This is a genomic window from Stenotrophomonas rhizophila (assembly GCF_020857975.1).
Classification (GTDB): domain Bacteria; phylum Pseudomonadota; class Gammaproteobacteria; order Xanthomonadales; family Xanthomonadaceae; genus Stenotrophomonas; species Stenotrophomonas rhizophila_C.
On sequence record NZ_JACWUO010000020.1, the window covers coordinates 1 to 25789 of the forward strand.

A 25789-nucleotide genomic window follows, 5' to 3' on the forward strand; every position below is an offset into this window, starting at 1 on the left:
TTCTTCACGTCCAATCTCCTTGTCATTGAGGATTGGACTCCAAACCGCTTCGCTACTCAATCTCGGGGGGACGTCGGGACGGGAACATGGTCCGGCAGTAGACGCCTCCGGTGCAGCGCCAGAGACCGGCGTTACCGAGAGCCACCCCACCAAGTTGTTCGGAGTGCCCTTAGAGAAGTACCCCCTTCGCCAAGCCCGCAGCAATCGACCCGCCCCAGGGCTTTGTTAAATGATCACGAACAGTGGTGAAGAGGTGCTCCACGACGTCGTCAAATATCTGATTCTTCACATACTCGGGCCGCAACCTGACTTCCCTGTCAGAATTCTTCTGCTTTCTAAGAATATAGATCTGATCGATTTTTGTCTTCTTAAGATTTACCGACTCAGTCAACTTCAACCACTCTGCGACCACGATATACATCGCATTTGGATTTCTCAATTTCAACTCTTCGGCTGCCGTTGATACATCCTGCAGCATCGTCTTATCTAAATAGGTCTTGCACTCAATTGCCACAGCAGGCAAATCCCACTTTTCAGGCTCGCTGGCAACAGCACCTTTCGTGACAAGACTCGCATTCACGCTGACACCGATTGCGAAGTCGTGATCTTTCTTTTCGACAAAAGCATGGGGCTTCAACAGCATTTCCGAAAAACTGGGAGGCCTAAAAAATATATCCTTGAACGAATGCGACTTGCCAACCAGTGCATTCGGCGATATCGATTTAATCAAATCTGCGAAAAGGTAGTACATGAACTCCTCAAGTGCAGACGACTGCAGATTTGAGCGAGAGTCAAACGCCTCCACAAATCGCCGTTCTTCGATGAAGTTTTTGTACTCATTCAAAAGCTCGACCCGCCTCTTCAGAGTGGCTTTATCCCCATCACTCGCAACCCCGATAGGCCCATAAATAGCCTCATTATCCATGCGCCACTTATCGTAGACGGGCCTTATTTCAGCAAGCAGCGCCTTGCATTTAGGACTACTGTACTTATCTCCACCCTCTTTTTGCTGAAGATTGTTACCGTGGATATACATATATTCCCCCTATATTTGATTCAAGATATTTCTAGCAACCGCCTCCGCCATCAAAGGCGGCACAGCATTTCCCACCTGATTATACTGACAGAGAAAAATGTCTTCTTTGCGGTCTTCTCTTCCCAGAAGCTTGTGGCTCACGACAGTCGGCTTTCCAAAAAATCGATACGTGTCGGGGAAGCTCTGTATTCTTGCGCCCTCTCGCGCAGTGAAGTTTCTATTCTGAAATGGATGCACAAAATTCGCATAAAATGAAGCTGGGACAGTATTGCAGGGCGAGTGGGGAGGCATTCTTCTATTGTTTTGATCGTACGCAGTCGAATTTATCTCACTGGAATTTCTCCGCCGAGGCTTGAGATGATGAGGAACATCATTTACAGAGTCCCCCCATTTCATCGATGCAAAACGTTCAACCATACGCTTGCCGTGAGCCATCGCCTTGTGATTATAGATTCTCTCACTTCCGTCTCGCGCCCACTCCTGATAGGCATTCTCCGCGGGCAAAACGTAAGGCTGATCTTCGCCCCCTTCAGCGGCAGCCAAGACTGGAAGATCTGAGATCGCATCCCAGAGATTAGGGCATAACTTTAGACCCTGCCCCGGAAGGGAAAAGAGCTGATTTTCGCTGACGCCAACGCAGTGAGTTGGAATTGGAAATGGATTATCAAGCTCCCTCTTCGAAGCAACACAAAAAAGACGTCGCCGAATTTGAGGAACACCGTAATCAGTCGCAAGAAGAATGTTGGAGTAGAAATAGTACCCCAACGCCTCCATAGTCTTCTTAATTACATCAATAACCAATTCCCCGGAAGAGGTCCTTGCCTTTACCAGGTTTGGAACATTCTCAATAATCATTACCGACGGATCCAGAGCAGACCCGAGACGTACGAAATCCATAAATAGCGAATTTCTCGGATCTTTGGGATCCCCCCCATTTCTGTTGGCGATTGAAAAGCCCTGACATGGCGGGCCACCGATAACCAAGTCAACCTTTTTCCCTTCCACCGCTTGAACCAGCTTTGATGCTTCGAGCGCGGTCACGTCCTCACAAAGCACCTTCGTACCCGGATGATTATGCTCATAGGTATCGCAGGCCCATCGGTCCGATTCAACAGCAAGAGCAGCAGTTGCTCCAGCCATTTCAAAACCACAACTAAAACCTCCGGCTCCTGCAAAGAGATCTACAACCACCTTCTTATTCATTTAAAACCTTCTGTATTGCAAAGCAAGCTTCCGGCTGCCAGTCCAACTAGAACGCCAAAGTTGATGTCGCTTCTCACGCAGAGGACGGCGTAGAGGCCGAGAGTATCCTCTGGCCAGGTTCGATTTCAATCCACACCCCCAGACATGAAAGGACGCACCTCATCTAGTCGGCATGTAGCGTTGCGCCCGAAGACCCATGGAAATAGAAAGGGGGCTTGGCATAACCAAGCCCCCCGACTATAGACTCAAGACTCTCCACTGCTATCGACCATCACCGGCGATGGTGATCAAACCCCAACCGGATTAGCCTTCTCAGGATCAATCTTGTACTGCTTGATCGCCCTGGCCACATCCTTACCCGTCATCTTCCCTTCCTTGGCCAGTGCCGCGATCGCGGCATGCGCGATGTAGTACCGGTCCACCTCGAAGAAGCGACGCAGGTTGGCGCGGGTGTCCGAGCGGCCGAAGCCGTCGGTGCCGAGCACGGTGTAGCCCATCGGCACGAACGCGCGGATCTGGTCGGCATAGGCACGCACGTAGTCGGTGGCGGCAATGGCCGGGCCCTGGCGGCCTTCCAGCAGTTCGGTCACGTAGGCCTTGCGCTGTTCGCCTTCCGGGTGGAAGCGGTTGTAACGCTCGGCATCGAAACCGTCGCGGCGCAGTTCGTTGAAGCTGGGGCAGCTCCAGATGTCGGCGGTGACGCCGAAATCCTTCTCCAGCAGCGCGGCCGCTTCGATGGCCTCGCGCAGGATGGTGCCCGAGCCCAGCAGCTGCACGCGCAGTTCGCCCTTCTTGGGCTTGCCGGCGTCGGTGAGCAGGTACATGCCCTTGACGATGCCTTCGGCCGCCCCTTCGGGCATTTCCGGGTGGGTGTAGTTTTCGTTCATCAGGGTGATGTAGTAGTACTCATCAATCTGATCTTCCATCATCGCCTTGGTGCCGTGCTGCAGGATCACGGTCACTTCGAAGCCGAAGGTGGGGTCGTAGCTGCGCACGTTGGGAATGCCGCCGGCAGCCAGATGGCTGTGGCCATCTTCATGCTGCAGGCCTTCGCCGTTGAGCGTGGTGCGGCCGGCGGTGCCGCCGAGCAGGAAGCCGCGGGTACGCATGTCGGCGGCCTGCCAGGCGATGTCGCCCACGCGCTGGAAGCCGAACATGGAGTAGTAGATGTAGAACGGCAGCATCGGCACGTTGCTGACCGAGTAGCTGGTGCCGGCGGCCATCCACGAGCTGATCGCGCCCGGCTCGCTGATGCCCTGCTGCAGCACCTGGCCGCTCTGGTCTTCGCGGTAGAACATCAGCTGGTCGGCGTCGACCGGCTTGTACTTCTGGCCGAACGGCGCGTAGATGCCGATCTGGCGGAACAGGCCTTCCATGCCGAAGGTGCGGGCTTCGTCGGCCACGATCGGCACGATGTGCGGGCCCAGTTCCTTGTCGCGCAGGGTGATGTTGAGGCTCTGCACGAAGGCCATGGTGGTGGAGTAGCTGCGCTCGCCGCTGCTCTTGAGCAGGCGCTCGTAGGTTTCCAGCTTCGGTGCGTTGAAGCTCTTGGTGGCCTTGCGGCGGCGCTGCGGCAGGTAACCGCCCAGGGCCGCGCGGCGTTCCTGCAGGTACTGCACTTCCGGCGAATCCGGGCCGGGGTGGTAGAACGGCACCTGGCCGTCGGCCAGCTGCGCGTCGGTGACCGGGATGTTGAAACGGTCGCGGAAATGCTTGACCGCTTCGTCGTCCAGCTTCTTGGTCTGGTGGGTGGGATTGAGCGCCTCGCCGGCGCTGCCCATGCCGTAGCCCTTGACCGTCTTGGCCAGGATCACGGTGGGCATGCCCTTGGTGTTCACGGCCTGGTGGTAGGCGGCATAGACCTTGTGCGGGTCGTGGCCACCACGGTTGAGGCGCCAGATGTCATCGTCGCTCAGGCCGGCCACCATGGCGGCGGTTTCCGGGTACTTGCCGAAGAAATGCTCGCGCGTGTAGGCGCCGCCGAAGGCCTTGCAGTTCTGGTATTCGCCGTCGACGGTTTCCATCATCAGCTTGCGCAGGACGCCGTTGGTGTCCTTGGCCAGCAGGGCATCCCAGTAACCGCCCCACAGCAGCTTGATCACGTTCCAGCCGCCGCCACGGAACACGCCTTCCAGTTCCTGGATGATCTTGCCGTTGCCGCGCACCGGGCCGTCCAGGCGCTGCAGGTTGCAGTTGACCACGAAGATCAGGTTGTCCAGGCCTTCGCGGCCGGCCAGGGCGATGGCGCCGAGGGTTTCGGGCTCATCGCTTTCGCCGTCACCGATGAAGCACCACACCTTGCGGTCGCTCTTTTCGATCAGGCCGCGGTTTTCCAGGTAGCGCAGGAACTGCGCCTGGTAGATGGCGGCCAGCGGGCCCAGGCCCATCGACACGGTGGGGGTCTGCCAGTAATCGGGCATCAGCCACGGGTGCGGGTAGCTGGACAGGCCGCCACCGTCGACTTCCATGCGGAACTTGTCCAGCTGCTGTTCGTCGATGCGGCCTTCCAGGAACGAACGCGCATAGATGCCCGGGGCGCTGTGGCCCTGGATGAACAGCAAATCGCCGGGATGGTTGTCGCTGGGCGCGCGCCAGAAGTGGTTGAAGCCCACGTCGTACAGGGTGGCGCCGGAGGCGAAGCTGGCGATGTGGCCGCCCAGGTCGCCCGGCTTGCGGTTGGCGCGGACCACGGTGGCCATCGCGTTCCAGCGGATGATGGAACGAATGCGCCATTCCAGTTCGGCGTTGCCCGGGCTCTTGGCCTCCAGGGTCGGCGCGATGGTGTTGACGTACTCGGTGGTGGGAGAGAACGGCAGGTAGGCGCCCGAGCGACGGGTCAGTTCCACCATGCCTTCCAACAGTTGATGCGCGCGCTCAGGGCCCTCGACATCAATAACGGCCTTCAGCGACTCGATCCATTCCTGGGTTTCCACAGGATTCGGGTCGTTGTTCAGCACCTCGTTCAACCAGTTCATTTGCGCTCCCATGACCGCACGCACGCGCGCGACTGTTTTAGATTTCTAGCCGCAAAGTGTAGCGCACCAACGGGTTTGCTTACTTGGCTACGGTTGCGTATGGAACCATCGCGCGGTGTCCGCCGGGACAGCGCGCGACAGCGACAGGGCGCTGTGTGCGGTTCCACGGCGCGCGCCAGCATCGCGCGCGGCGATGACATGGGCAGGTCAGCGGGACAGTGCGGCGTGGGCCGACGCGGTGCTGACGGGCCCGGGTGCCGTAATGACGGGGCCTGCGGCGGTGGGTGCGCGCGAGCGACGAGGTTCCACGCGCGCGGTCCGGGCTAGGGATTGTTCCACCACGGGCACGCACCATCGCGGCGAACGGTCAGCTGAACGCTTCCCTGCCGGGCATGTGCGGGGGCTGGTGGCGCGGGTAGTTTTCGATATATCGTTCCGCAATCGCATTCGATATATCGAAATGACCACCCCGCGCGACCTCGACCGCCCTGCCCGCCCGCTCACCACCCGGCCGCTCAGCCGTGGCGACCTGCGCCTGCTGGTGCTGTCGCTGCTGTCCGAGCAGCCGCGCCACGGCTACGAGCTGATCCAGCTGATCAGCGAGATGTTCGTGCGGGTCTATACGCCCAGCGCGGGCTCGATCTACCCGGTGCTGGCGCAGTTCGAGGCGGCCGGCTGGGTGGACGCGGTGGAGGACGGCGGGCGCAAGCGCTACCGGTTGAGCGCGCTGGGCCAGGCCGAGCTGGCCGCGCAGCGCGAGGCCGTGGATGCCGCCCTGCGCCGGGTGCGCGACAGCGCGCGCACGATCACCAAGGCCAACCTGCCGCCGGGCGTGCGCGAGGCGTTGCGCGAGGTCAAGCATGCGCTGGCGTCGTGCCACGGGCGCTGGCAGGACGACAGCGCCGCCAGCGCGGCGCAGGCGCTGCGCGAGGCGGCCGCGCGGATCCGCGCACACGGGCGTTGAGCATGCGCTGCGCCCTTGTTTTGAATTGTTCGACCCAGCCAGCCTTGGCCAGCCAGGTCCTTCCCCCTACGCCGCGCTGCGGCGCACTGCATACAGGCATTCCCCATGGCTTTGCATGAAAACAAACTGCTGCGTCATACCGTGACCTTCCGCCCGCTGCAGGTGCTGCGCACCGAGGAGATCAGCCCGTGCATGCGCCGGGTGATCGTGGGCGGGCCGGCGCTGGAGGGCTTTATGTCGCCCTCGCCGGACGACCACGTCAAGCTGTTCTTCCCCAATGCGGACGGCCAGTTCGTGCTGCCGACGCTGACCGCCGAAGGCCCGCGTTACCCCGAAGGCCAGGCACCGTCGCCGGCACGCGACTACACCCCGCGCTGGTGGAACCTGGACACCGGGGAGCTGGCGCTGGATTTCGTCATGCACGGCCATGGCGTGGCGTCCAGCTGGGCGGCCAATGCCCAGCCGGGCGATGCCATCGCGGTGGGCGGCCCGCGCGGCTCGCATATGACCGCAGCCGATTTCGATACCTATGTGCTGATCGGCGATGAGACCGCGCTGCCGGCGATCGGCCGCTGGCTGGAGACGCTGCCGGCCGGTGCCCAGGCCGAGGTGTATATCGAGATTCCCGAAGCCGGCGACCGCCAGGCGCTGCCCGAGGATGACCGCATCCGGGTGTCGTGGCTGGAGCGCAACGGCTTCGATGCGGCCAGCAGCACGCTGCTGGAGGACGTGCTGACCGATTTCGAGGCGCCCGACGGCGATACCTTCTACTGGATCGCCACCGAATCGCGGCGGGCGCGGATGATGCGCAAGTACATCGAAGGCCACCTGGGCGTGCCCAAGGACTGGATCCGCTCGACCGGCTACTGGAAGGCCCACGCCGACGAGCACGACGGTGACTGAGTAGGAGTAACGACTGGAGGCAAGCCCCCTGAGTCAGGGGGCGGCAGCGCAGCGGCGGGGTGTGGGTGGTGGTAAGAGGGGCCCGCGGTTTGCGCAGCAAAGCGTGGGGCGTCAGCGCGCATGCGATGGCACGCACCCATGCGATAATCTCGTTTTGTGCCGGTGCCTTTCCATGCAAGCAGTCTCTTCTTCGGCACTGACCGACCTGATCGACCGCGCCGGGCGCGGCGATGCCGCCCTGGATGCGGTGTTGGTCGCGCTGGCGCCGTCGGTGGCGGGCAATATCGCGCCGCTGCGCGCGGCGCTGGTGCCGCTGGCGCAGGCGCAGATCGCGCTGGCCCAGGCCACGGCCGATATCGGCCTGGTGGCCGATGAACTGCGCCGTTACCAGAAGTACGCGATGCCGGGTAAGCCGAGCCTGCAGATCGTGCAGCTGCGCAAGCAGCAGGCGTCGGTGAAGCAGGCTGCGTTGATCGCCCGCCAGGGCTTTGCCCAGGCCACCCACGCGTTTTTGCGCGACAGCGGCTTGAGCGCGCCGGCGCGGCGGGTGCCGACCGATTTCACCACCGCGTGGCTGGCGAAGGTGGCAGCGGCGATGGCTGCGGGCTGAGACGCGTCTGGGTGACGCGGTATTCCGCCGGACGACCAAAGCGGGTAGTGCCGGCCGCTGGCCGGCTCCTGGGCGAACCGGCATCGTGAGGAGCCGGCCAGCGGCCGGCACTACCGGGTGGGGATCTTGGGGAGCCGGCCGGCGGCCGGCACTACCAGATTGGGATCGCGAGGAGCTGGCCGGCGGCCGGCATTATCGGGTTGGGGATTGCGAGGAGCCGGTCGGCGGCCGGCATTACCGATCGGGGGTTGCCGGGACGGCTGCTGACGGCGGGCGCTGCCAGCCATAGTGCCTGGCCAGGGCGATCTCCAGCAGCACCAGGGCCATGACGATCAGCAGCGGCAGCAGCAGGCCGAGGTAGATGCCGGGCATCATGCTGGTGAGCTGGGCCTTGAGCAGGCGGATGGCGCCCTTGGTGTGCAGCAACTCGTTCATGCGCATGCCCAGCGCTTGGCGGAAGACCTGCTTGTCCACGCCGCTGTAGCCGGCCACTTCCTTCGACAAACTGTCTTCCACCCATTGCGACATCAGCGCGCTGCGCACGTGTTCGATCCCCTTGCGGGTCCAGCGCGTGAACGCGCCCTGGCCCTGCAGGTAGGTGGCACCGGGCAGCGGGTGTTCGGCCAGGTAGGTGTCCACTACCTGGGTGGTCACCTCGTGCACGCTGGCGTCGCTGCGCAGCAGCGTGGCCAGGGCCGGGTCGTCCAGGCTGTCTTCAACATCCACCATCCACCCGGCGACCAGGGTCTGCAGGTGCGGCTGGAAGTGGTCGATCTGTTTGTACAGCGCGCGCTGCGCGCCGGCGGCAAAGCCGAGCTGCAGGCCGGTGAAGGCGAACAGCAGCGGCAGCACGAGCGCGTAGGTGGCGATGCCCGCATGGTGCCAGCGGTTGCGCCGGGCCAGCCAGCCGCGGCGGCGCAGGGCGTACCAGCAGGCGATGCCGGCCAGCAGGCCGGCCAGGGTGCCCAGGATGCTGCCGCCGACCAGGTCGAGCAGGCTCAGGCCGGTCCAGAATTCCTTCATCCAGAACTGTGCTTCTTGCACGGGGTGCTCCATTGCGCGAAGCGGGGAGTTTACGGGATGGGGATGCGCGGGTAGCGCCACGCCATGCGTGGCTGGCGCGGTGGGGAAGGTTGTGCGCCGAGTGCAGCCACGCATGGCGTGGCGCTACCGGGGTGGGTGTTGACGACCTGTCGCTGCGCCGGGGCACCAACAAAAAGCCCGCCTTGCGGCGGGCTTTGTGCTGCTACTGCATCAGTGGCCGATCAGGCAGCCGGCTTTTCGCCGGTGGCTTCGGTGGTGATGCGGATCTTCACTTCATCGCTGACGTTCGGGGCGTAGGCGCCCACGCCGAAATCGCTGCGCTTGACGGTGGTGGTGGCGTCGAAGCCGGCGGCCGGCACCTTGGCCATCGGGTGCTCGCCGCCGCCGTTGACGGTGACATCCAGGGTCACCGGCTTGGTGATGCCCTTGATGGTCAGGTCGCCGGTGACGGTCAGCTTGTTGGTGCCGGCCGCTTCAACCTTGGTGCTCTTGAAGGTGGCCGACGGGAACTTGGCCGCGTCGAAGAAATCGGCGCTCTTGATGTGCTCGTCGAACTTGGCGGTGAAGGTGTTCAGGCCGCTCAGCGGCAGGGTCACTTCCACGGTGGACTTGGTCACGTCAGCGGCGTCGTACACCAGGGTGCCGTCGGCGTTGCCGAAGTGGGCCGAGGGGTTGGAGAAGCCGAAGTGGCTCCACTGCACCAGCACGTCGGTGTGGGTCGGGTCGAGCTTGTAGGTGCCCGAGGCGATCTGCACGGCGGCAGCGGCCGGGGCCGCAGCCGGGGCAGCGTCGGCAACCGGGGCGGTTTCGGCGGCGGCGGCCGGGGCATCGGCGGCCGGGGCGGCGGCCTGTTCGGCCGGCTTGGAGCAGGCGGCAATGGCCAGGGTCAGGGCCAGCGGCAACAGCAGTTTGCGGGTCACGGTCATGTCAGGTCTCGTCGAAATCAAGGGAAAAAGAAGGGTGATGCAACAGCCCGTCGGCACAGGCGGGCCAGAACGCATGGCCGTCGCTGCGCGACGCTACCAACGGCACCTGCCATTAGCCTCTGGCAGGAACGCTTACTCGATGCGGGCCGCTTCGTCGAAGGCCAGGCGCGGCAACCGCGGGAACAGGCCCGACGGGTCACCGTACCCCAGATTGACCAGGAAATTCGACTTGATGGCGGTGCCCTTGAAGAAGGCCTCGTCGACCTTGGCGTTGTCAAAGCCGGACATCGGGCCGGCATCCAGGCCCAGCGCACGCGCGGCCAGGATCAGGTAGGCGCCCTGCAGGCTGCCGTTGCGGAACGCCGATTCGGTGCGGCCTTCGCGCGGGCCGTCGAACCAGGCCTTGGCGTCGGCGTGCGGGAACAGGTAGGGCAGCTTTTCGTGGAAGTCTTCATCGAAGGCCACGATCACCGTGACCGGGGCGGCCAGGGTCTTGCCGTGATTGCCTTCGGACAGGGCCGGGGCCAGCTTGGCCTTGGCTTCGGCCGACTTCACGAACACTAGGCGCGCCGGGCTGGAGTTGGCCGCGGTGGGGCCCCACTTCAGCAGTTCGTACAGGGCCTGCAGCTGGCTGTCTTCGACCGGCTTGTCGAGGAAGGCGTTCTGGGTACGAGCGGTACGGAACAACTGGTCAAGCGCAGCAGCGTCGAGTACGTGGGACATGAAGCCTCCAGAAGAAAGGGGAAACCGTGGCGGAATCGGCTACCGTGGCAGGGCGAGCGCGCCGTCGGTGAAGGCTGGCAGTGTAGAGTGTCGCGACAGTTGCAACACCCAGCCTGACTGAAACGAATTAATGCCATACGTGAAACGATGGAGTCCCCCCTGGACGATCACCGACGGCCGTGCCGGCAACGTGCGGCAGGCGGTGGCGCTGGCCTCGGCGCTGAAACTGGGGGCGCATCGTCCGCTGGTGCTGAGCCCGCGCGCACCGTGGCGCTGGCTGGCGCCGCGCTGGCTGCCCGGCGCCGCCGCCGGCTATGGACAGGCCTTCAGCGAACTGGCCGCCGAGCCGCCGGCGCTGGCGATCGGCTGTGGCCGCCAGGCCGCCGGGGCGCTGCGGGTGTTGCGCCGGCGCGGTACCCGGGTCGTGCAGATCCTCGACCCGCGCCTGCCGCCCCGCCACTGGGACCTGCTGGTGGTGCCCGAACACGACCGCCTGCGCGGCGCCAACGTGCTCACCCTGCTGGGCAGCCTGAACCCGGTCAACGACGATTGGCTGGCCTGCGGGCGGGCGGCGTTTCCCACGTTCGATGAACTGCCCGGCCCGCGCACCGCGCTGCTGGTGGGCGGGCCCACCCCGCACGCGCCCTGGCATGAGCCGGACATGGTGCGGGTGTTCCAGCAGTTGGCCGCGCAGCTGCAGGCCGAAGGCGGCAGCCTGCTGGCCACTACGTCGCGGCGCACCCCGCCGGCACTGGTGGGCGCGCTGCGCAGCGCGTTCGCCGAGCTGCCGCAGGTGATCTGGGGCGACGGCGGCGATGGCGTCAACCCGTATGCCGGGCTGCTCGGCTGGGCCGATCGGGTCGTGGTCTCGCCCGATTCGGTGAACCTGCTGTCCGAAGCTTGCGCCACGCGCCTGCCGGTGGCGGTGGCGCTGGCCGGGCAGGCACAGGGCCGGTTGGCGCAGTTCCAGCACGCCTTGCGCGACCGCGGCCGGTTGCAGCCGCGCTGGCTGGACTGGCACTGCGATGCGCGGATTGAACCGCTGCGCGAGACGGCGCGGATTGCCGCACAGGTGCGGGCGCGATTGCTGTCGGTATGATGCCGCTGCGGCCGTTGCCGCTGGAGAAGCTGTGACATGGACGCACCCCGCCCTGCGCTGTTGAAGCGCCTATACCTTCCTGCCGCACTGTGCATTGCGCTGGCCCTGGCCGCGCCCGGCGCGCAGGCCGAGCCGCAGTGCGTGGAACGCTACCCGACCCCGGCCGCGCTGGCCTCGATGTTCGACGTGGCGCTGGCCACCACCGAAACGCTGGATGCGCTCGATGGCGTGGACGTGGTGTTGATCGCGCGTGGCGGCCAGGACCTGAGCAGGTACGGGCTGCGCCACAGCCATGTGGCCTTCCTGCTGCGCGAAGACGATGGCCAGTGGCGCGCGGCGCATCTGCTCAATCCGTGCAAGACCGCCGAATCGCAGTTGTTCCGCGAGGGCGTGGCCACCTTCATCGGCGAAACCTCCAGCCACACCGACCTGCGCATCGGCGTGCCCACGCCTGCGGTGCGCGCCGCACTCAAGGCGATGCTGGCCCAGCCGGCGATCCAGGCACGGGCGCTGCACGAGGCGCGCTACAGCGTGGTGGCCTACCCGTTCCGCGCCGAGTACCAGAACTCCAACCAGTGGGTGCTGGAAGTGCTGGCCGCCGCGCTGGCACAGCTCGAAGACAACACCCTGATCGTCAACCGCACCCAGGTGCAGGGCTGGCTGAAGCAGCACGACTACCAACCCAGCACGCTGCATATCGGCGTGGCCAAACGGCTGGGCGCGCGCTTTTTCGTGCCCAATGCGGCAGTAACTGACCATCCTGCCAGCGAACGGATCTCGGGCAACTATTCTGTGGTGACGGTCGAATCGGTGTTCGACTTCGTGCAGCAGCAGAAGGGGCTGCAGCAGGAGCTGTCGGTGCCGCATGTTCCGGTGGCGGGAGTTACCGCGCCCAAGCCGTGATCCCAAAGTGCCCTGCTCCCCTTGGCGTGTGCCGTGACAGCGATGAGCAACAACGTTCTGGGGATCGCGGCGCAACCCTCCGGTCAACGCTGGTAAGCGATACTGGCCGCTGCTGGCCCCCTACACAGGAAACCACTGCATGAAACCGATCTCCCTGCTTGCCGCTGCGCCATTGCTTGCGTTGGCCGTGGGCGTCGCACCGGCCCAGGCGCAGTATTACAGCAAGCATCCGGTGGCCAGCAGCGTGCTGATCACCTCGGTGGCCAGCCTGGCGGTGGTGACCGCGCCGGTCTGGTTGACCTCGGCCGGGCTGGGCAAGCTGCACGATGGTTCGGCCCGCCGCAGCCGCATTGCCCATGCCGCGCGGACCAAGGCCGGCCCGTTGCCGCCGCTGACGGTGGAACGGGTGGAGCAGCAGGCCGATGGGGGGTTCCAGGTGGCCCTGCAGAACCCGCAGGCCCCCGATGACCTGGCGGTGCTGCAGTGGCCGGCACGCCCGGACAACCCGGCCGCCGAGGTCAAGGTGGGCGATGTGCTGGCCTTCGAGCCGACCCCGGCCGGCGCCGGCTGGACCGTGGCCGCCGCCGATGGCACCGCGCTGGCGTTCCTGCCCACCGCCGACGCGGCCGCCGACAACCTGAGCGAACGCTTCTAAGTGAACGGGCCGGGGCTGGCCCCGGCTGGGCCAAGCCCGGATAATCCGCGGCTTCCCCGACTTCCCGGTGCGCCATGCCTGTGCGTCCTGCCATTGCCTTTGCCCCGTTGACCGTACCGTCGCTGCTGTTGGCGGTGCTGGCGATGGGCGTGGTGGTGCTGGGCAGCAACGTGCTGGTGCAGTACCCGATCAACGACTGGTTGACCTGGGGGGCGTTCAGCTATCCGGTGGCGTTCCTGGTGAGCAACCTGATCAACCGCCGTTTCGGGCCGCAGGCGGCGCGCAAGGTGGCCTGGGCCGGCTTCGCGCTGGCGGTGCTGCTGTCGATCTGGATCGCCACCCCGCGCATCGCGGTGGCCTCGTGCCTGGCCTTCATCGCCGCCCAGCTGCTGGACATCACCGTGTTCGACCGGCTGCGCCGCGGGCGTTGGTGGCGCGCGCCGATGGTGGCCACCACCTGCAGCGCCACGCTGGATACCACGATCTTCTGGAGCATCGCCTTTGCCGGCTCCAGCCTGCCGTGGGTGAGCTGGGCCGCCGGCGACCTGGCGGTCAAGCTGGCGATCGGCGTGTTCCTGCTGGTGCCGTTCCGCGCACTGTTGTGGCGCATGGCGCCCCGCACCGCGTAGCCCGGATGGATCCACGCCACGCCCGATGACCAAGGCGCGCCCATCCAATGAACGCATCGCCATGCGCAGAGCGGCCGCCGCCGGGCACGCAGCACGATTCATGCGTGGATGGCGCGGTGCCCGCCACGCACGTACCACGGACCGCGCACACGGACCGGGAAGCATCCACGCATGGCGTGGATCTACGTTGGGTCTATCCGCGTTCGATCACGTTGTTTCTGCCGGCGCCTGGAACGGAAGGCCGGCGGCCTCGCAGGCGGCGCTGATCACCGCGCATGCTTCTTCCAACGCCGGGGTGGGCGCAGCCAGGCGCGGGCGGCGGTCCAGCGTGCAGGCCAGGCCGACGTCCAGCAGCGCCGCGTGCGCTTCATGCAGGCCGGCGCGGGTGCCGCCGGGCAGCCAGGCGATGTCGGCCAGCGCATCGATCAGCTGCGGCGTATCGCGCGGCTGCAGTACCTGCGGGTGGCCGCCGGCGCTGTCGAGCACCCCGGTCTGCAGCAGGAATTCCAGGTCGACGATGCCGCCGGCGCCCTGCTTGAGGTCCAGCCGCGCCGCATCGCTGCGGTCCAGTTCGGCGCGCATCCGCGCGCGCATCTTCAGCACGTCGGCATACAGCACGGCAGGGTCGCGCGGGCGGGCCAGGGTCTGCGCGCGTACCTGCTCGAAATCGGCCAGCAGACTGGCATCGCCGGCGATCCCGCGCGCGCGCACCAGGGCCTGGTGTTCCCAGGTCCAGGCGCGTTCGCGCTGGTACTCGGTGTAGCTGGCCAGCGAGGACACCAGCGCGCCCTTGCCGCCGTCCGGGCGCAGCCGCACGTCGATGTCGTACAGGCGCCCGGCGGCGGTGACCGCGCCCAGCAACGCCATCACCTTCTGCGCCAGGCGCGCATACCAGCGGCCCGGGTCGAGCGGGCGCTTGCCGTCGCTGCTGTCCTGGTCGGCCGGGTGGTCGTGCAGGAACACCAGGTCCAGGTCCGAGCCGAAGCCCAGTTCCAGGCCGCCCAGGCTGCCGTAGCCGATGATGGCAAAGCGCCCGCCGGGAATGCGGCCGTGTGCATGGCCCATGTCGGCCTCGGCCATGGCCAGCACGGTGACCACCACCGCCTGGGCCAGCTCGGCCAGCTGGCGGGTGCTGTCCACCGCGCGCTGGCGGCCGTCCAGGGTGGCCAGGGCCATGCGGAAACTCAGCGCCAGGCGCACTTCATTGAGCAGGCGCAATGCCGCTTCGGGGTCGTCCACGGCCAGGGCGGTATCGCACTCGGCCTGCAGCGCGGCCGCGTCGGGGATGGGCCCGGACACGCGCACGTCCAGCAGTTCGTCCAGCAGCAGTGGATAGGCGGCCAGGCGTTCGGCCAGCAGCGCGCTGCGCGCCAGTACGTCGACCAGCCGGGCCAGCGCACTGGGTTGTTCGTCGAGCAGGGCCAGGTAACTGGTGCGGCGCAGGATCGCCTGCAACAGGCCAAGCACGCGCTTGAGCGCCGCGTCCGGCCGTGGCGAGCCGGTGGCGGCATGCAGCAGCGCCGGCAGCACCCGGTCCAGCCGCGCCCGCGCGCTGTCGGACAGCGACTTCACCCCCGAGGACTGGGCGAATTCGCGCAGCGACTGGTCGGCGCTGGCCGGGTCGTGGAAACCGGCATCGGCCAGGATCTGCGCGCTGCCGCCCTCGGGCAATCCGCGCCAGTAACTGGACAGCGCATCCGGTGCGGCCTGGCCCTTGCGCGGGGCCAGCAGCGCGCCGAATTCGGTGCTGACCCGCTGGCGCTGCACGTCCAGCGCGGCCAGCAGCGCGTCCGCGTCGGGATAGCCCAGGCCGACGGCGATGCGCAGCCGGTCGATCGGGTCGGCCGGCAGCGCGTGGGTCTGCGCATCGCGCAGCATCTGCAGGCGGTTTTCCAGGCGGCGCAGGAAGGCATAGGCCTGCAGCAGGTCCTGGCCGTCCTGCGCGGCCATCTGCCCGCACGCCACCAGCGCCGGCAGCGCGTGCAGCAGGCGGCGCTCGCGCAGGCTGGCTTCGCGGCCGCCGCGGATCAGCTGCAGGGCCTGGGCCAGGAATTCGATTTCGCGGATGCCACCGGGGCCGCGCTTGATGTCATCGAACATTTCGCGCCGCGACACTTCGGCGGTGATCGCCGCCTTCATGTCGCGCAGGCCGTCCAGCGCGGTGAAATCCAGGTAGCGGCGGTAGACGAACGGGCGCAGGGTCTGCAGCCAGGCTTCGCCGGCGGCGATATCGCCGGCCACCGCGCGCGCCTTCAACCAGGCGTAGCGTTCCCAGTCGCGGCCTTCGCGCTGGAAGTACTGGTCCATGCCGGCAAACGACAGCGCCACCCGCCCGGCACTGCCGAACGGGCGCAGGCGCAGGTCGACGCGGTGGCTGAAGCCGTCCACGGTGGTTTCATCCAGCAGCCGGGCCAGGCGCTGGCCGAGCCGGGCGAAATATTCCTCGGCGGCCAGCGGGCGCGTGCCGTCCGATTCACCGCCCTGCGGGTAGGCATAGACCAGGTCGACGTCGGAACTGAAGTTCAGTTCGCCGCCGCCCAGCTTGCCCAGCCCGAACACCACCAACTGCTGGGCGCTGCCATCGCTGGCGCGGACCACGCCGTGGCGGCCGGCGAATTCCTGCTCCAGTGCGGCCAGGGCCAGGCCCAGGCAGTGTTCGGCCAGGGCGGTGGCGCCGGCCAGAGTGGCCGGGACGTCGTCCAGGCCCTCCAGGTCGCGCCAGATCAGGCGGGTGGAGGCGGCGCCGCGGTAGCGGCGCAGGCGCTGCGGCCAGTCGGCCGGCTGCTGTGGGTCCAGCACCGGCAGCGGCAGCGGCGGGCAGCCGGGCTGGAGCAGCTGCGACAGCAGCGCCGGTTGCCGGCACAGGGTGTCGATGGCGAAGTCGCTGGTGATGGCCAGCCGGCGCAGGCGGTCCAGCGTTTCGGCCGGGGGCGGCCAGTGCCCGCCATCGGCCAGCGACACGGCCAGACGCGCCAGGGCGCGGTCAACCAAAGGAACGAGGGCGGCGGGAACAGCGTCGGCGGGGATCGGCATGCGGGGATTATGTGGCATCGCGGGGAGGGTTCCGCAGCCGGAAGCGCGTCCCTGTAGTGCGGGGAACCCACCGGCGCGTGGCAAGGCGCCAACCGGACCGGCGCCACACCCCCCGAACGGCGCGCATAAAAAAGCCCGCCAACAGCGAACTGTCAGCGGGCTCTGCTCCCTCCCCCACGTCGGGATGCAGGTCGATCTTCTAGCGTCGGCGGGGAACTTGCACGCTGCACTGCAAAACAACACTTGTGGGTACAGCAGTGCGGTCAAAGCTGAACAGGGACGGCCCCGGCCGCGATTGCCATCCCACCTTGGTCGCACCCTGCGCCCGCCGAGGATCGCCGATAATGCCGTTCCCCCTCCAACGTTGTTGCCATGTCTGTCGATCGCATTGCCAACGCGCGTCTGCGCGACCGCGTCGTAACCGCCGAAGCGGCCGCCGCCCTGATCCAGCCGGGTGAAACCGTGGCCATGAGCGGCTTCACCGGCTCGGGCTACCCCAAGGCGGTACCGGTGGCGCTGGCCCAGCGCATCGAGGCCTTCCACGCCCGCGACCTGCCCTTCCAGATCAGCCTGATGACCGGCGCGTCCACCGCGCCGGAACTGGACGGCGCGCTGGCCAAGGCCGATGGCATCGCCATGCGCATGCCGTTCCAGAGCGACCCGGATGCGCGCAACCGCATCAACGAAGGCAAGCTGGATTACATCGATATCCATCTGAGCCATGTGGCCCAGCACGTGTGGTTCGGCTTCTATGGGCAGATCGACACGGCGGTGGTGGAGGTTTCGGCGATCCGTGAAGACGGCTCGCTGGTGCCGTCCACCTCGGTGGGCAACAACAAGACCTGGCTGGACCTGGCCAGCAAGGTGATCATCGAGGTCAACGAGTGGCAGCCGGCCGGCGTGGACGGCATGCACGACATCTACTACGGCACCGCGCTGCCGCCGCACCGCAAGCCGATTCCGCTGGTGCAGGCCAACGACCGCATCGGCGAGACCTCGCTGCGCTGCGACCCGGACAAGATCGTGGCGGTGGTGCGCACCAACGGCCCGGACCGCAACAGCCCGTTCAGCCCGATCGATGCCACCAGCGAACAGATCGCCGAGCACCTGATCGCCTTCCTCAAGCATGAAGTGGCCAAGGGCCGCCTGCCGGCCAACCTGCTGCCGCTGCAGAGCGGGGTGGGCAATATTCCCAACGCGGTGCTGGCCGGATTGGCCAAAAGCGGCTTCCGCGACCTGGCCGCGTTCACCGAGGTGATCCAGGACGGCATGCTCGACCTGCTGCGCGACGGCGTGCTCAGCTACGCCTCGTGCACCGGCTTTGCACTGAGCCCGCAGGCCAATGAAACGTTCAAGCAGAACATCGATTTCTACCGCGAACGCATCATCATGCGCACCCAGGAGATTTCCAACCACCCCGAGCTGGTGCGCCGGCTGGGCTGCATCGGCATGAACGGCATGATCGAGGCCGACCTGTACGGCAACGTCAATTCGACCCATGTGATGGGCAGCCGGATCATGAACGGTATCGGCGGCTCGGGCGATTTCGCCCGCAACGGATTCCTGTCGGCGTTCCTGAGCCCGTCCACGGCCAAGAACGGCAGCATCTCGGCGATCGTGCCGATGGTCAGCCATGTGGACCACACCGAGCACGATGTGTCGGTGATCGTCACCGAGCAGGGCCTGGCCGATCTGCGCGGGCTGACCCCGCGCAAGCGTGCGCGGGTGGTGATCGACAACTGCGCGCATCCGGATTTCCGCGACCAGCTCAACGATTATTTCGAGCGCGCCAGCCGCGACAGTTACGGCAAGCACACCCCGCACCTGTTGCCCGAGGCGCTGTCGTGGCACCAGCGGTGGCTGGATACCGGCACGATGAAGGCGTGATGCGAGACGGCCGGGCAGATGCCCGGCCGTTTTGTCGATGCGTGGCGCAATTTTCCCGATGCGCGACGCACCGGTAGGGTCGGTTCCCAAACGACTGCCGTGAACGGTGCAACGGCCGGTAACGCAGGACCGGTAGCGAAGCAGATGCCCTCCCCGCCCAGGTTCATGCCAGCACCGGACGCGGGCAGTGCCACGGCAGTCGATCGGGATGCGACCCTACCAGGGCGGGTGACCACCCCCAGCGCAGGCGATTACGCGGCCCGCAGCGTAGCCAGCGATTCGGCCTGCAGCCGCTCGTAAATGGCGAACTCGTCTTCCACCTGCATGCCCAGCGCCTGTTCAAACGCGTCGCGGTTGGCGTGGGCGGCATAGGCGCGCTGTTCTTCGCCGCCGAGGTTGGACTGGAAGATGCCCGCCGCGCTGACCGGCAGGAAATCCTCGTAGACGATCGGGTCGGCGCTGGCCAGGCCGGCGGCGATCAGCGCCTCGGCCGGCAGTTCGCCGACCGCGGCCGGATCGGCGCGGCCGGCGGCGGTAAGCGCGTAGCGGTAATACCCGAGACCTTCGCGGCGCAGGGTGGCATGGTCATCCGGGAAGACCTGGAAGGCCGCCGCCAGGCGGGTCGGGTAATCCTGGCCGGTGCTGCCGGCGCCGCCGCTGTCGCGCGCCTGCGCCAGCAACCGGTCGTACAGCGCGCGGCCCTTGCGGGTCAGCGCCAGGCCGCGCTGCTCGATCTCGCCGAAGCGCGCGGTATGGGTGCCGGCGTCGCCCGACGGCGCCGCGCCGGAGGGGAAATGCACGGTCTCCTGCAGCGCCTTGAAACTGGTCTGGCGCAGCAGGATCGGGCAGCGCCGCGGCGGGGGGCCTTCGACCACGGCTTTGGCGTCGATGCCGCGGGCGAGCATGGCGGCCTGGGCGGCGTCGATGTCCAGGGTGCGCGGGGTGAGGTGGTTGATGTGCGGGCCGCGGAAGCAGACCACGTCGGCGATCAGCCGGTGCGCGTCGTGCAGGGCGTGGTAGGTATCCAGCGACACGGTGGCATCGCCGTGCCAGCGGAAGGTTTCCAGCGCTTCGATGACGAAGCGGCGGGCGTCGGCGTCGCTCAGGCCACCGTCGCGCTCGGCCTGTGCGATCAGTGCCAGCGCGGTGTCGGTGAAGATCCGGCGCCGGGCCAGAATCTGCGCGGCGGTGTCGCGCAGGGCGGCGTCCTCGATCAGTTCCAGCCGCAGCAGCGAGGTGAACACCCGGAACGGGTTGTGCGCCAGCGCCGTGGCGGTGCGCGGGCGGAACGCGGTGGAATGCACCGGCACGCCGGCCACCGAGAGGTCGTAATAGCCGACCGGGTGCATGCCCATCACCGCGAACAGGCGGCCGAGCGTGGCCAGTTCTTCAGCGGTACCGACACGGATGGCCCCGTGGCGCTCCTGGCCCAGGCGGGCGCGCTCGTCGGTGCGGTCCAGCTGTTCGGCCAACGAGGGGTCGGCGGTGAGCACCGCGTCGTTGATCTCGGCCACCAGGTCGACCAGGGTGCCGTACAGCGGCACTTCGGTGCGGTACATGGTGGACATCGCCTGGGCGAACAGGCTGCGGATATCGTCGGGTGAAACGAAACGGTCGGTGCTCATCACGTACTCGGCAACGGATCACGGGGGAGGTGCGGCAATCGCGCATTGTCGCCGAGGCGGTCGGTTACGGCCATCTGCATAGCAGCAAAGGCACAAGCCGGTTCGTGGACGCCTTGGGGTTGGCGCGAACGGCATCCACGCCGACAATCCTGCCGACGGGGCGCATGGGCACATGGGCGCGTGGCGACGCGTTCAAGAACAGCATCCACGCATGGCGTGGATCTACGCCGGGATTCCCGTAGATCCACGCCATGCGTGGATACGCTCTCTCACCGCCCGGCAGGCGCCTCGGCCGCCGCGCGCTGGCGCTGGGCGCGGTCGCCGAGCTGGCGCTGCAGGGTGGCGTCCAGTTTCACCGGGCGGTCCCAGTGGTCGTGGCTGGCCACGATGGCGTGGCGCAGCGCGCGCCAGTGCAGGTTGCTGGGCGCGACCGGCAGCTCCTCGACCACCGCCTGCCAGCGCCTGGGCTGGCCTTCCTCCGGTACCGCGCGGCTCCACGCCTGGACGCTGTCGCGGCAGGAACGCTCGATTACATGGGCCCAGAAGCAGGCGAAGTAGATATCCCCGGCCTGCCAGCCATGGGTGTACATCAACGCGGCGATATAGCCGCGCGACACGCCGGCATAGCGCGCCACCTCGTCCAGGAAACTGTCCGGGTAGCGTTCGGCGTAGTGGTTGATGTCCTGCAGCTGGGCGTCGACCCAGGCATCGCCGGTGTGGACCTGGTAGGCCTCGGATTTTTCGGCGGTCTGCTGCGCAGCCGCCAGTGCCGGCAACACCAGCAGCAATACCAGCAGGCCCAGGCGCAGGATCACCGGTCAGCCCTGCGCGGCCTTGGCTTCGATCGCGCGCAGTGCCTGCGGCCAGTCGAAGGCGGTGGGCGCATCGACCATGCGCGGCTCGTCATCGGCCACGCCGTGCTGGGTTTCGTGCGCCCAGGTCACCGCATACGGGGTATGGATGCCCCAACCGCCGAGGGTGACCACCGGCTCGATATCCGAGCGCAGCGAATTGCCGACCATGCAGAAACGCTGGATCGGCAGGTCGAATTCTTCCAGCACGCGCGCGTAGGTTTCCGGGTCCTTTTCGGACACGATTTCGATGCGCGGGAACAGGTCGCGCAGGTTGGCCAGTTTGATCTTGGCTTCCTGGTGGAACAGATCGCCCTTGGTGATCAGCACTACCGGATACTCGCCGGCGATCTCGGTGACCGACTCGCGCACGCCGTCGATCAGCTCCACCGGGTGGCGCAGGGTGGCGTGGCCGATGTCCAGGATCTGCTGGAGGTCGCGCGCGTTGATCATCTGCTGGGTGATCTCGATGGCCGCCTCGACCATCGACAGGGTCATGCCCTTGACGCCATAGCCGAACACGCCCAGGTTGCGCTGCTGCACTTCCAGCAGGTGGCGCGCGGTCTGGGTGTCGTGCACGTCGATGTAGCGCGACAGGATGTCGAGGTAATCCTGCTCGGCCTGGCGGTAGTAATCCTCGCTTTTCCACAGCGTGTCGTCACCGTCAAAACCGACCAGACCGATGGCGCCGGTGGGCGCAGGTGTGGAGGTCATCATGCGGCAAGGATAGCAACAGCGGCCCGCCCGCCCAATCACAGCCCCAGCTCAATGCCCAAACGGGCGCGGGCCATCCCAGCCCAGCACGCCCGGTTGCGGCAGATCGATGCGGGTCAGCAGCCAGTCGCCCGGACCGCGCCAGCTGAGTTCGCGATAGCTGCAGTCCAGCAGGCCGTTTTCCTGCCACCACGCCATCAGCGCGGCCGGGGATTCAAGATCGGCAGGTTGGTACTGGAACGGCAGGCCGCGGGCATTGAGGTCGGCCAGCATCCGGCGCAGCGCCAGGTTGGCCCAGCGCGGGCCGTGGTCGTCGAAGGCCAACGTATCGTAGGCGGTGTCGGCCTGCGCGCCGGCAGCCAGCACTACCTGGCCCGGTCGCAGATGGGACACCCGCTGCGGTGCCGCCTGGCCGGGCGCGGGGAAATACACATCGAAGGGAGGGCGGCGGCCAGGATGTTCCATGCCGCATCATAGTAAAACGGGGACGGGTGTAATTAAGCGCGCTTAATTACACCCGTCCCCGTTAAAAAAAGAAGGGCGGCCGAAGCCGCCCTCCCCCTCCTTGCCGGCCGCCGGTGTCCAGCGATGGCCGGCCCTTCTGCCTTGCTCCGGGTTGTTGGCTTACTTGCCCGGCTGTGCGCCACTGCCGGACGCGGCGCCCTGCTGGGCGGCCACGTAGGCCTTGTATTCGTCCGGGGTGAGCTGGCCGTCCTTGTCCTTGTCGGCCTGGTCGAACACCTGGGTCAGGCCGGCGTTGACCTGCGCTTCGGGCTTGCTGATGTTGCCGTTGCCGTCGGTATCCACGCTGGCCCAGGTCTGGCCGCCACCGCCACCGCCGCTGGCCTGGGCCGAGGCCTGCGCGGCGGCACCGGCGGCCGAATCGGCGGCATCGCCAGCCTGGGCGGCGGACTGTTCGGCCTGCGCGGCCTGCTGCTGTGCCTGCGCGGCGCTCTGCTGGGCCGTCTGCGCCATCGCCGGAACGGCCAGCACGCTGCCTGCGGCGACGATCAGGGCGATCAGGGGCTTGCGGTTGCGAATAGTCATGGGTGGTCTCCTGGATGATGGTGTCGCACGGTTCGTTGTTTCCGCACGGCCTCCACCCTGCCAGCCCGTTTGTGAATCGACATTGCGCCGCGATCGGCCTGCCCACGCAGCCTTAACCACCTGGGCGCGGCCGTGCATTACCGCCCTGGTTAGGACGAAGTGAGTGCAACGTAATACGGCCATTCAACCGGCGCGGATTTAACCGGATGCAAACGTCCTAGGCGTCGTCGCTGGCGTTTTTTTCGCCTGAGCGCGAACTGAACAACAGCCAGCCCAGCGACACGCCGGCCAGCGCACCGGCCACTTCCAGCACCACCCGCGAGCCCAGTTCGTTCGGATCGTGGATGCCGGCCAGGAACAGCCGCGCATACAGCGGCGACTCCAGCCGCATGATGCCCATGTAGAACAGTTTCCAGCTGTCGATGCCGGCCGCGCCGATCACCGCGATAACGCAGGCCCAGCCGATCGCATGGCCGGCCGACCAACCGGCCCAGCGGCATACCCGGTGCCACAGCGCATACACCAGCAGCCCGAGCAGCAACGCGATCAGCCCCGCTTCCAGCGTTCCCAGCAATCCAAAATGCAGCGGCAGGTTCATCGTGGTCCGATCAGGCGGTCAGGCCGCATTGTAGCGGTGCACCGCGCCGGGCCGCGGCGCGCTCAACGCACCGGGACGTCGTAGGCGGTGTGCGGCGACGGCTCCGGGCTGAGGGTGTAGTGCCACCACTCCAGCGGGTAGTTCTTGAAGCCCTGCCGGGCCATCGCCTGGCGCAGCCGCTGGCGGTTGTTGTACTGGTCCGGGGTGATGTCCGGCGCGTCGGTATGCGCGCGCGGGCCGAAGAAATCGAAATCGGTGCCCATGTCCAGTGCGGTGCAGCTGCCGCTGCGGCAGTCCAGCAGGGTCAGGTCGACGGTGGCGCCGCGGCTGTGGCCGGAGCTTTCGGCGATGTAGCCGCCCAGCAGCGCGGTTTTTTCCAGCCCGGGGTACTGCCGTGCCTTGCGCGACTGCTCCAGCGGATCGTGCGCCCAGTCGACGAAGGCCTGCACCGATTGCGCCGGGCGGTAGCAGTCGAACAGGCGCAGGCCATAGCCGTTGGCACGCAGGTCGGCATCCACGGCGGCCAGCGCCTTGGCGGCCGAGGCCAGCAGGAAGCACTTGGGCGCCTCGTAGCCGGGTACCGGGCGGCCGGTGAAGTTGTTGCTGCCGGCGTAGCGCATGTCCAGGTCGATGTCCGGGGCCAGGCTGCGGATGTCGACCATGCCGGCCTGGGCGGTGGTGCGCACCAGCGCGATCTGCACCGGCTGTGCCGCGGCGATGCCGGCGGCCGACCACAGCAGGGTGCTAAGGACAATCGCCACTACGGGTGAAGTGCAGGTCCTGGTAGTCATAGCTGAAGTCGATATCCGGATCGATCGCGGCAAGCGCGAGGGTGGTCGGGTTGCCCGGCTGCACCTGCAGCCAGGGTTCTGCATCCGCCCCGAGGGTATCCCACTGCACCAGCCAGCGCGAACCGAGCTGCATCACCGTGCCGCGCAGGGCCGGGGATTTGTCCACGCTCAGGCGCAGCCGCGCCCCGTCCATGCAGACGCTGGCCGGCCCCAGCCAGGGATCGACATAGCGCCCCTGCCAGGCGGCAGTGGCCGCGGCGGTGGCCGGTTGCCGCGCGCGGGTGTCCGGCCGTACCTCGCCGGCCGCGTGGCGCTGGTCGCGTTCGGCCGCCAGCTGGGCGGCATAGTCGAGCACGCCGGCGGCCGCGCCCGGCGCGGTGTAGTGCTTCAGCGCGGCCTGCATCAGCGCGGTGCGCGCCTGCTCGGCATCGCCGTTGATCAGGATCACCACCCCGGTGCGGCGGTCGGGCAGCAGCGCCAGCGAGGAGTACATGCCCGACAGCGTGCCGGTATGGGCCACTTTCCACTGCCCGTCCATGTCCGACAGGCGCCAGCCGTAGCCGTAGGCGGAGAAGTGCGCGTTGTCCCACCGCCGTTGCCGCTCGCCGATCGGCATCGGCATGTGCGCGGTCCACAGAGCGCGGCGCTGGGTGTCGCCGAGCCAGCCGGGCACCAGCGCCGGGTCCAGCAACACCTGCATCCAGCGGGTCATGTCGTTGAGGCTGCAGCGGATGCCGCCGGCGGCCATCGAGGCCAGGTCCGGGCTGATCGCCGCGTCGGCGGCGGTGACCACGTTGCGGCCCTGGCGCCGGGTATGCGGCTGGGCCACATTGCCCACCGCGCGCACCGACCAGCGGCCGGCCTGGCAGCGGGTCATGCCCAACGGGATGAAGAGTTCCTCGCGCAGCAGCTGGTCGTAGGGCTTGCCCGCGGCGGCGGCGGCGACTTCACCGGCCACCACATACATCAGGTTGTCGTAGGCATAGCCGCTGCGGAAGCTGGTGACGGGCTTGAGATGGGCCAGCCCGGCGATGATGTCCTGGCGGGTGAAGGCATTGGGTTCGGGCCACAGCATCAGGTCGCCGGCGCCCAGGCCCAGGCCGCTGTTGTGGATGAGCAGGTCGCGCACCTGCATCTGCGTGGTCACCCACGGGTCGTGCATGCGGAACTGCGGCAGGTGTTTGACCACCGGGTCGTTCCAGTCCAGCACGCCGCGGTCGACCAGGCGCGCCAGCACGGCGGCGGTCATTGCCTTGCTGTTGGAGGCGATCTTGAACAGGGTATCGGCGTCGATGGCCTCACCGCTGCCGGCGATGCGCTCACCCCGGGTGGCCGCGAACACCGGCTTGCCGTCTTCGACCACGGCCATGGCGATACCGGGCAGCTGCGCGTGCGCGACGGTCTCATCGAGCATGCGGTTGAACAGCACCGTGCGCTCGGCGGTGGCCGGCACGGCGGCGAAGGCCGGCAGCACCGCCAGCGTGCAGGCCAGCGCGCAGGCGATGCGACGGCGGTAAGCGTGGGCTGGCGATGCAGCGGGCATGTCGGGTCTCTTCAGCGCAGGCGCCCTGCC

Annotated in this window: 23 protein-coding genes; 8 read left to right on the plus strand and 15 right to left on the minus strand. The window is 66.9% G+C overall.

Features of this window, described 5'->3' with window-relative positions; translation table 11 throughout:
- Positions 1–169 precede the first annotated feature (169 nt).
- The 3 genes from IC535_RS15780 to aceE all read right to left on the minus strand — a co-directional run bounded on the left by IC535_RS15780 (position 170) and on the right by aceE (position 5214).
- On the minus strand, positions 170–1036 hold the full coding sequence (locus IC535_RS15780; RefSeq protein ID WP_228887389.1) for a Bpu10I family restriction endonuclease: 867 nt from the start codon (positions 1034–1036) through the stop codon (positions 170–172).
- 9 nt (positions 1037–1045) lie between these two features.
- Positions 1046–2239: a DNA cytosine methyltransferase gene (locus tag IC535_RS15785; protein WP_228887388.1), complete on the minus strand. Its 1194-nt coding sequence runs from the start codon at positions 2237–2239 to the stop codon at positions 1046–1048.
- Positions 2240–2526: 287 nt separating this feature from the next.
- Entirely contained in the window at positions 2527–5214 is a 2688-nt protein-coding gene (gene aceE / locus IC535_RS15790; protein ID WP_228887387.1) for a pyruvate dehydrogenase (acetyl-transferring), homodimeric type, read from the minus strand.
- 460 nt (positions 5215–5674) lie between these two features.
- On the opposite strand from aceE, the gene IC535_RS15795 reads away from it, so the two are divergent.
- From IC535_RS15795 to IC535_RS15805, 3 genes are all read left to right on the plus strand, one after another.
- The gene (locus IC535_RS15795) at positions 5675–6178 is read left to right on the plus strand and encodes a PadR family transcriptional regulator (RefSeq protein WP_228887386.1); all 504 of its coding nucleotides are present in this window, start codon (positions 5675–5677) and stop codon (positions 6176–6178) included.
- 105 nt (positions 6179–6283) lie between these two features.
- Complete coding sequence (locus IC535_RS15800; protein ID WP_228887385.1) at positions 6284–7081, plus strand: siderophore-interacting protein; 798 nt, start codon at positions 6284–6286, stop codon at positions 7079–7081.
- Between the two features lie 172 nt (positions 7082–7253).
- A complete protein-coding gene (locus IC535_RS15805) occupies positions 7254–7691 on the plus strand; it encodes a hypothetical protein (RefSeq protein ID WP_228887384.1) in 438 nt (145 codons plus the stop codon).
- A 234-nt stretch (positions 7692–7925) separates the two neighbouring features.
- Here the strand turns inward: IC535_RS15805 and IC535_RS15810 are convergent, their stop codons facing one another.
- The 3 genes from IC535_RS15810 to IC535_RS15820 form a co-directional block, all read right to left on the minus strand.
- Complete coding sequence (locus tag IC535_RS15810; RefSeq protein WP_228887383.1) at positions 7926–8735, minus strand: hypothetical protein; 810 nt, start codon at positions 8733–8735, stop codon at positions 7926–7928.
- 221 nt (positions 8736–8956) lie between these two features.
- Positions 8957–9661 carry a YceI family protein gene (locus IC535_RS15815; protein WP_228887382.1) on the minus strand — a complete coding sequence of 235 codons (705 nt, stop codon included), beginning with the start codon at positions 9659–9661 and terminating at the stop codon, positions 8957–8959.
- A 132-nt stretch (positions 9662–9793) separates the two neighbouring features.
- Positions 9794–10384, minus strand: a complete 591-nt coding sequence (locus tag IC535_RS15820; protein ID WP_228887381.1) for a malonic semialdehyde reductase — start codon at positions 10382–10384, stop codon at positions 9794–9796.
- Between the two features lie 130 nt (positions 10385–10514).
- On the opposite strand from IC535_RS15820, the gene IC535_RS15825 reads away from it, so the two are divergent.
- The 4 genes from IC535_RS15825 (at position 10515) to IC535_RS15840 (ending at position 13670) form a co-directional block, all read left to right on the plus strand.
- Positions 10515–11483, plus strand: coding sequence for a mitochondrial fission ELM1 family protein (locus IC535_RS15825; protein ID WP_228887380.1), 969 nt, complete (start codon positions 10515–10517; stop codon positions 11481–11483).
- 36 nt (positions 11484–11519) lie between these two features.
- Complete coding sequence (locus tag IC535_RS15830; RefSeq protein ID WP_228887379.1) at positions 11520–12386, plus strand: DUF2145 domain-containing protein; 867 nt, start codon at positions 11520–11522, stop codon at positions 12384–12386.
- A gap of 139 nt (positions 12387–12525) precedes the next feature.
- Positions 12526–13041 (plus strand): hypothetical protein, encoded by a 516-nt coding sequence (locus tag IC535_RS15835; RefSeq protein WP_228887378.1) that lies wholly within the window; start codon positions 12526–12528, stop codon positions 13039–13041.
- Between the two features lie 74 nt (positions 13042–13115).
- On the plus strand, positions 13116–13670 hold the full coding sequence (locus IC535_RS15840) for a queuosine precursor transporter (RefSeq protein WP_228887377.1): 555 nt from the start codon (positions 13116–13118) through the stop codon (positions 13668–13670).
- 207 nt (positions 13671–13877) lie between these two features.
- On the opposite strand, the gene glnE is transcribed toward IC535_RS15840, so the two are convergent.
- Entirely contained in the window at positions 13878–16703 is a 2826-nt protein-coding gene (gene glnE / locus IC535_RS15845; protein WP_228887376.1) for a bifunctional [glutamate--ammonia ligase]-adenylyl-L-tyrosine phosphorylase/[glutamate--ammonia-ligase] adenylyltransferase, read from the minus strand.
- A gap of 372 nt (positions 16704–17075) precedes the next feature.
- Between glnE and IC535_RS15850 the strand changes: the two genes are divergently transcribed.
- Complete coding sequence (locus IC535_RS15850; RefSeq protein WP_228887375.1) at positions 17076–18590, plus strand: acetyl-CoA hydrolase/transferase family protein; 1515 nt, start codon at positions 17076–17078, stop codon at positions 18588–18590.
- A 251-nt stretch (positions 18591–18841) separates the two neighbouring features.
- On the opposite strand, the gene hglS is transcribed toward IC535_RS15850, so the two are convergent.
- From hglS to IC535_RS15890, 8 genes are all read right to left on the minus strand, one after another.
- The gene (gene hglS / locus IC535_RS15855; protein WP_228887374.1) at positions 18842–20215 is read right to left on the minus strand and encodes a 2-oxoadipate dioxygenase/decarboxylase HglS; all 1374 of its coding nucleotides are present in this window, start codon (positions 20213–20215) and stop codon (positions 18842–18844) included.
- Between the two features lie 269 nt (positions 20216–20484).
- On the minus strand, positions 20485–21027 hold the full coding sequence (locus tag IC535_RS15860) for a hypothetical protein (RefSeq protein WP_429000405.1): 543 nt from the start codon (positions 21025–21027) through the stop codon (positions 20485–20487).
- Between the two features lie 6 nt (positions 21028–21033).
- Entirely contained in the window at positions 21034–21783 is a 750-nt protein-coding gene (locus tag IC535_RS15865) for an HAD family hydrolase (RefSeq protein WP_228887372.1), read from the minus strand.
- Positions 21784–21831: 48 nt separating this feature from the next.
- Complete coding sequence (locus tag IC535_RS15870) at positions 21832–22245, minus strand: hypothetical protein (RefSeq protein WP_228887371.1); 414 nt, start codon at positions 22243–22245, stop codon at positions 21832–21834.
- Between the two features lie 159 nt (positions 22246–22404).
- A complete protein-coding gene (locus tag IC535_RS15875) occupies positions 22405–22827 on the minus strand; it encodes an EF-hand domain-containing protein (protein ID WP_228887370.1) in 423 nt (140 codons plus the stop codon).
- Between the two features lie 217 nt (positions 22828–23044).
- Positions 23045–23425 (minus strand): hypothetical protein, encoded by a 381-nt coding sequence (locus tag IC535_RS15880; protein WP_228887369.1) that lies wholly within the window; start codon positions 23423–23425, stop codon positions 23045–23047.
- 62 nt (positions 23426–23487) lie between these two features.
- The gene (locus tag IC535_RS15885) at positions 23488–24216 is read right to left on the minus strand and encodes a M15 family metallopeptidase (protein ID WP_228887368.1); all 729 of its coding nucleotides are present in this window, start codon (positions 24214–24216) and stop codon (positions 23488–23490) included.
- On the minus strand, positions 24170–25759 hold the full coding sequence (locus IC535_RS15890; protein WP_228887367.1) for a serine hydrolase: 1590 nt from the start codon (positions 25757–25759) through the stop codon (positions 24170–24172). Before IC535_RS15890 ends, IC535_RS15885 begins: the two co-directional genes overlap by 47 nt.
- Positions 25760–25789 lie beyond the last annotated feature (30 nt).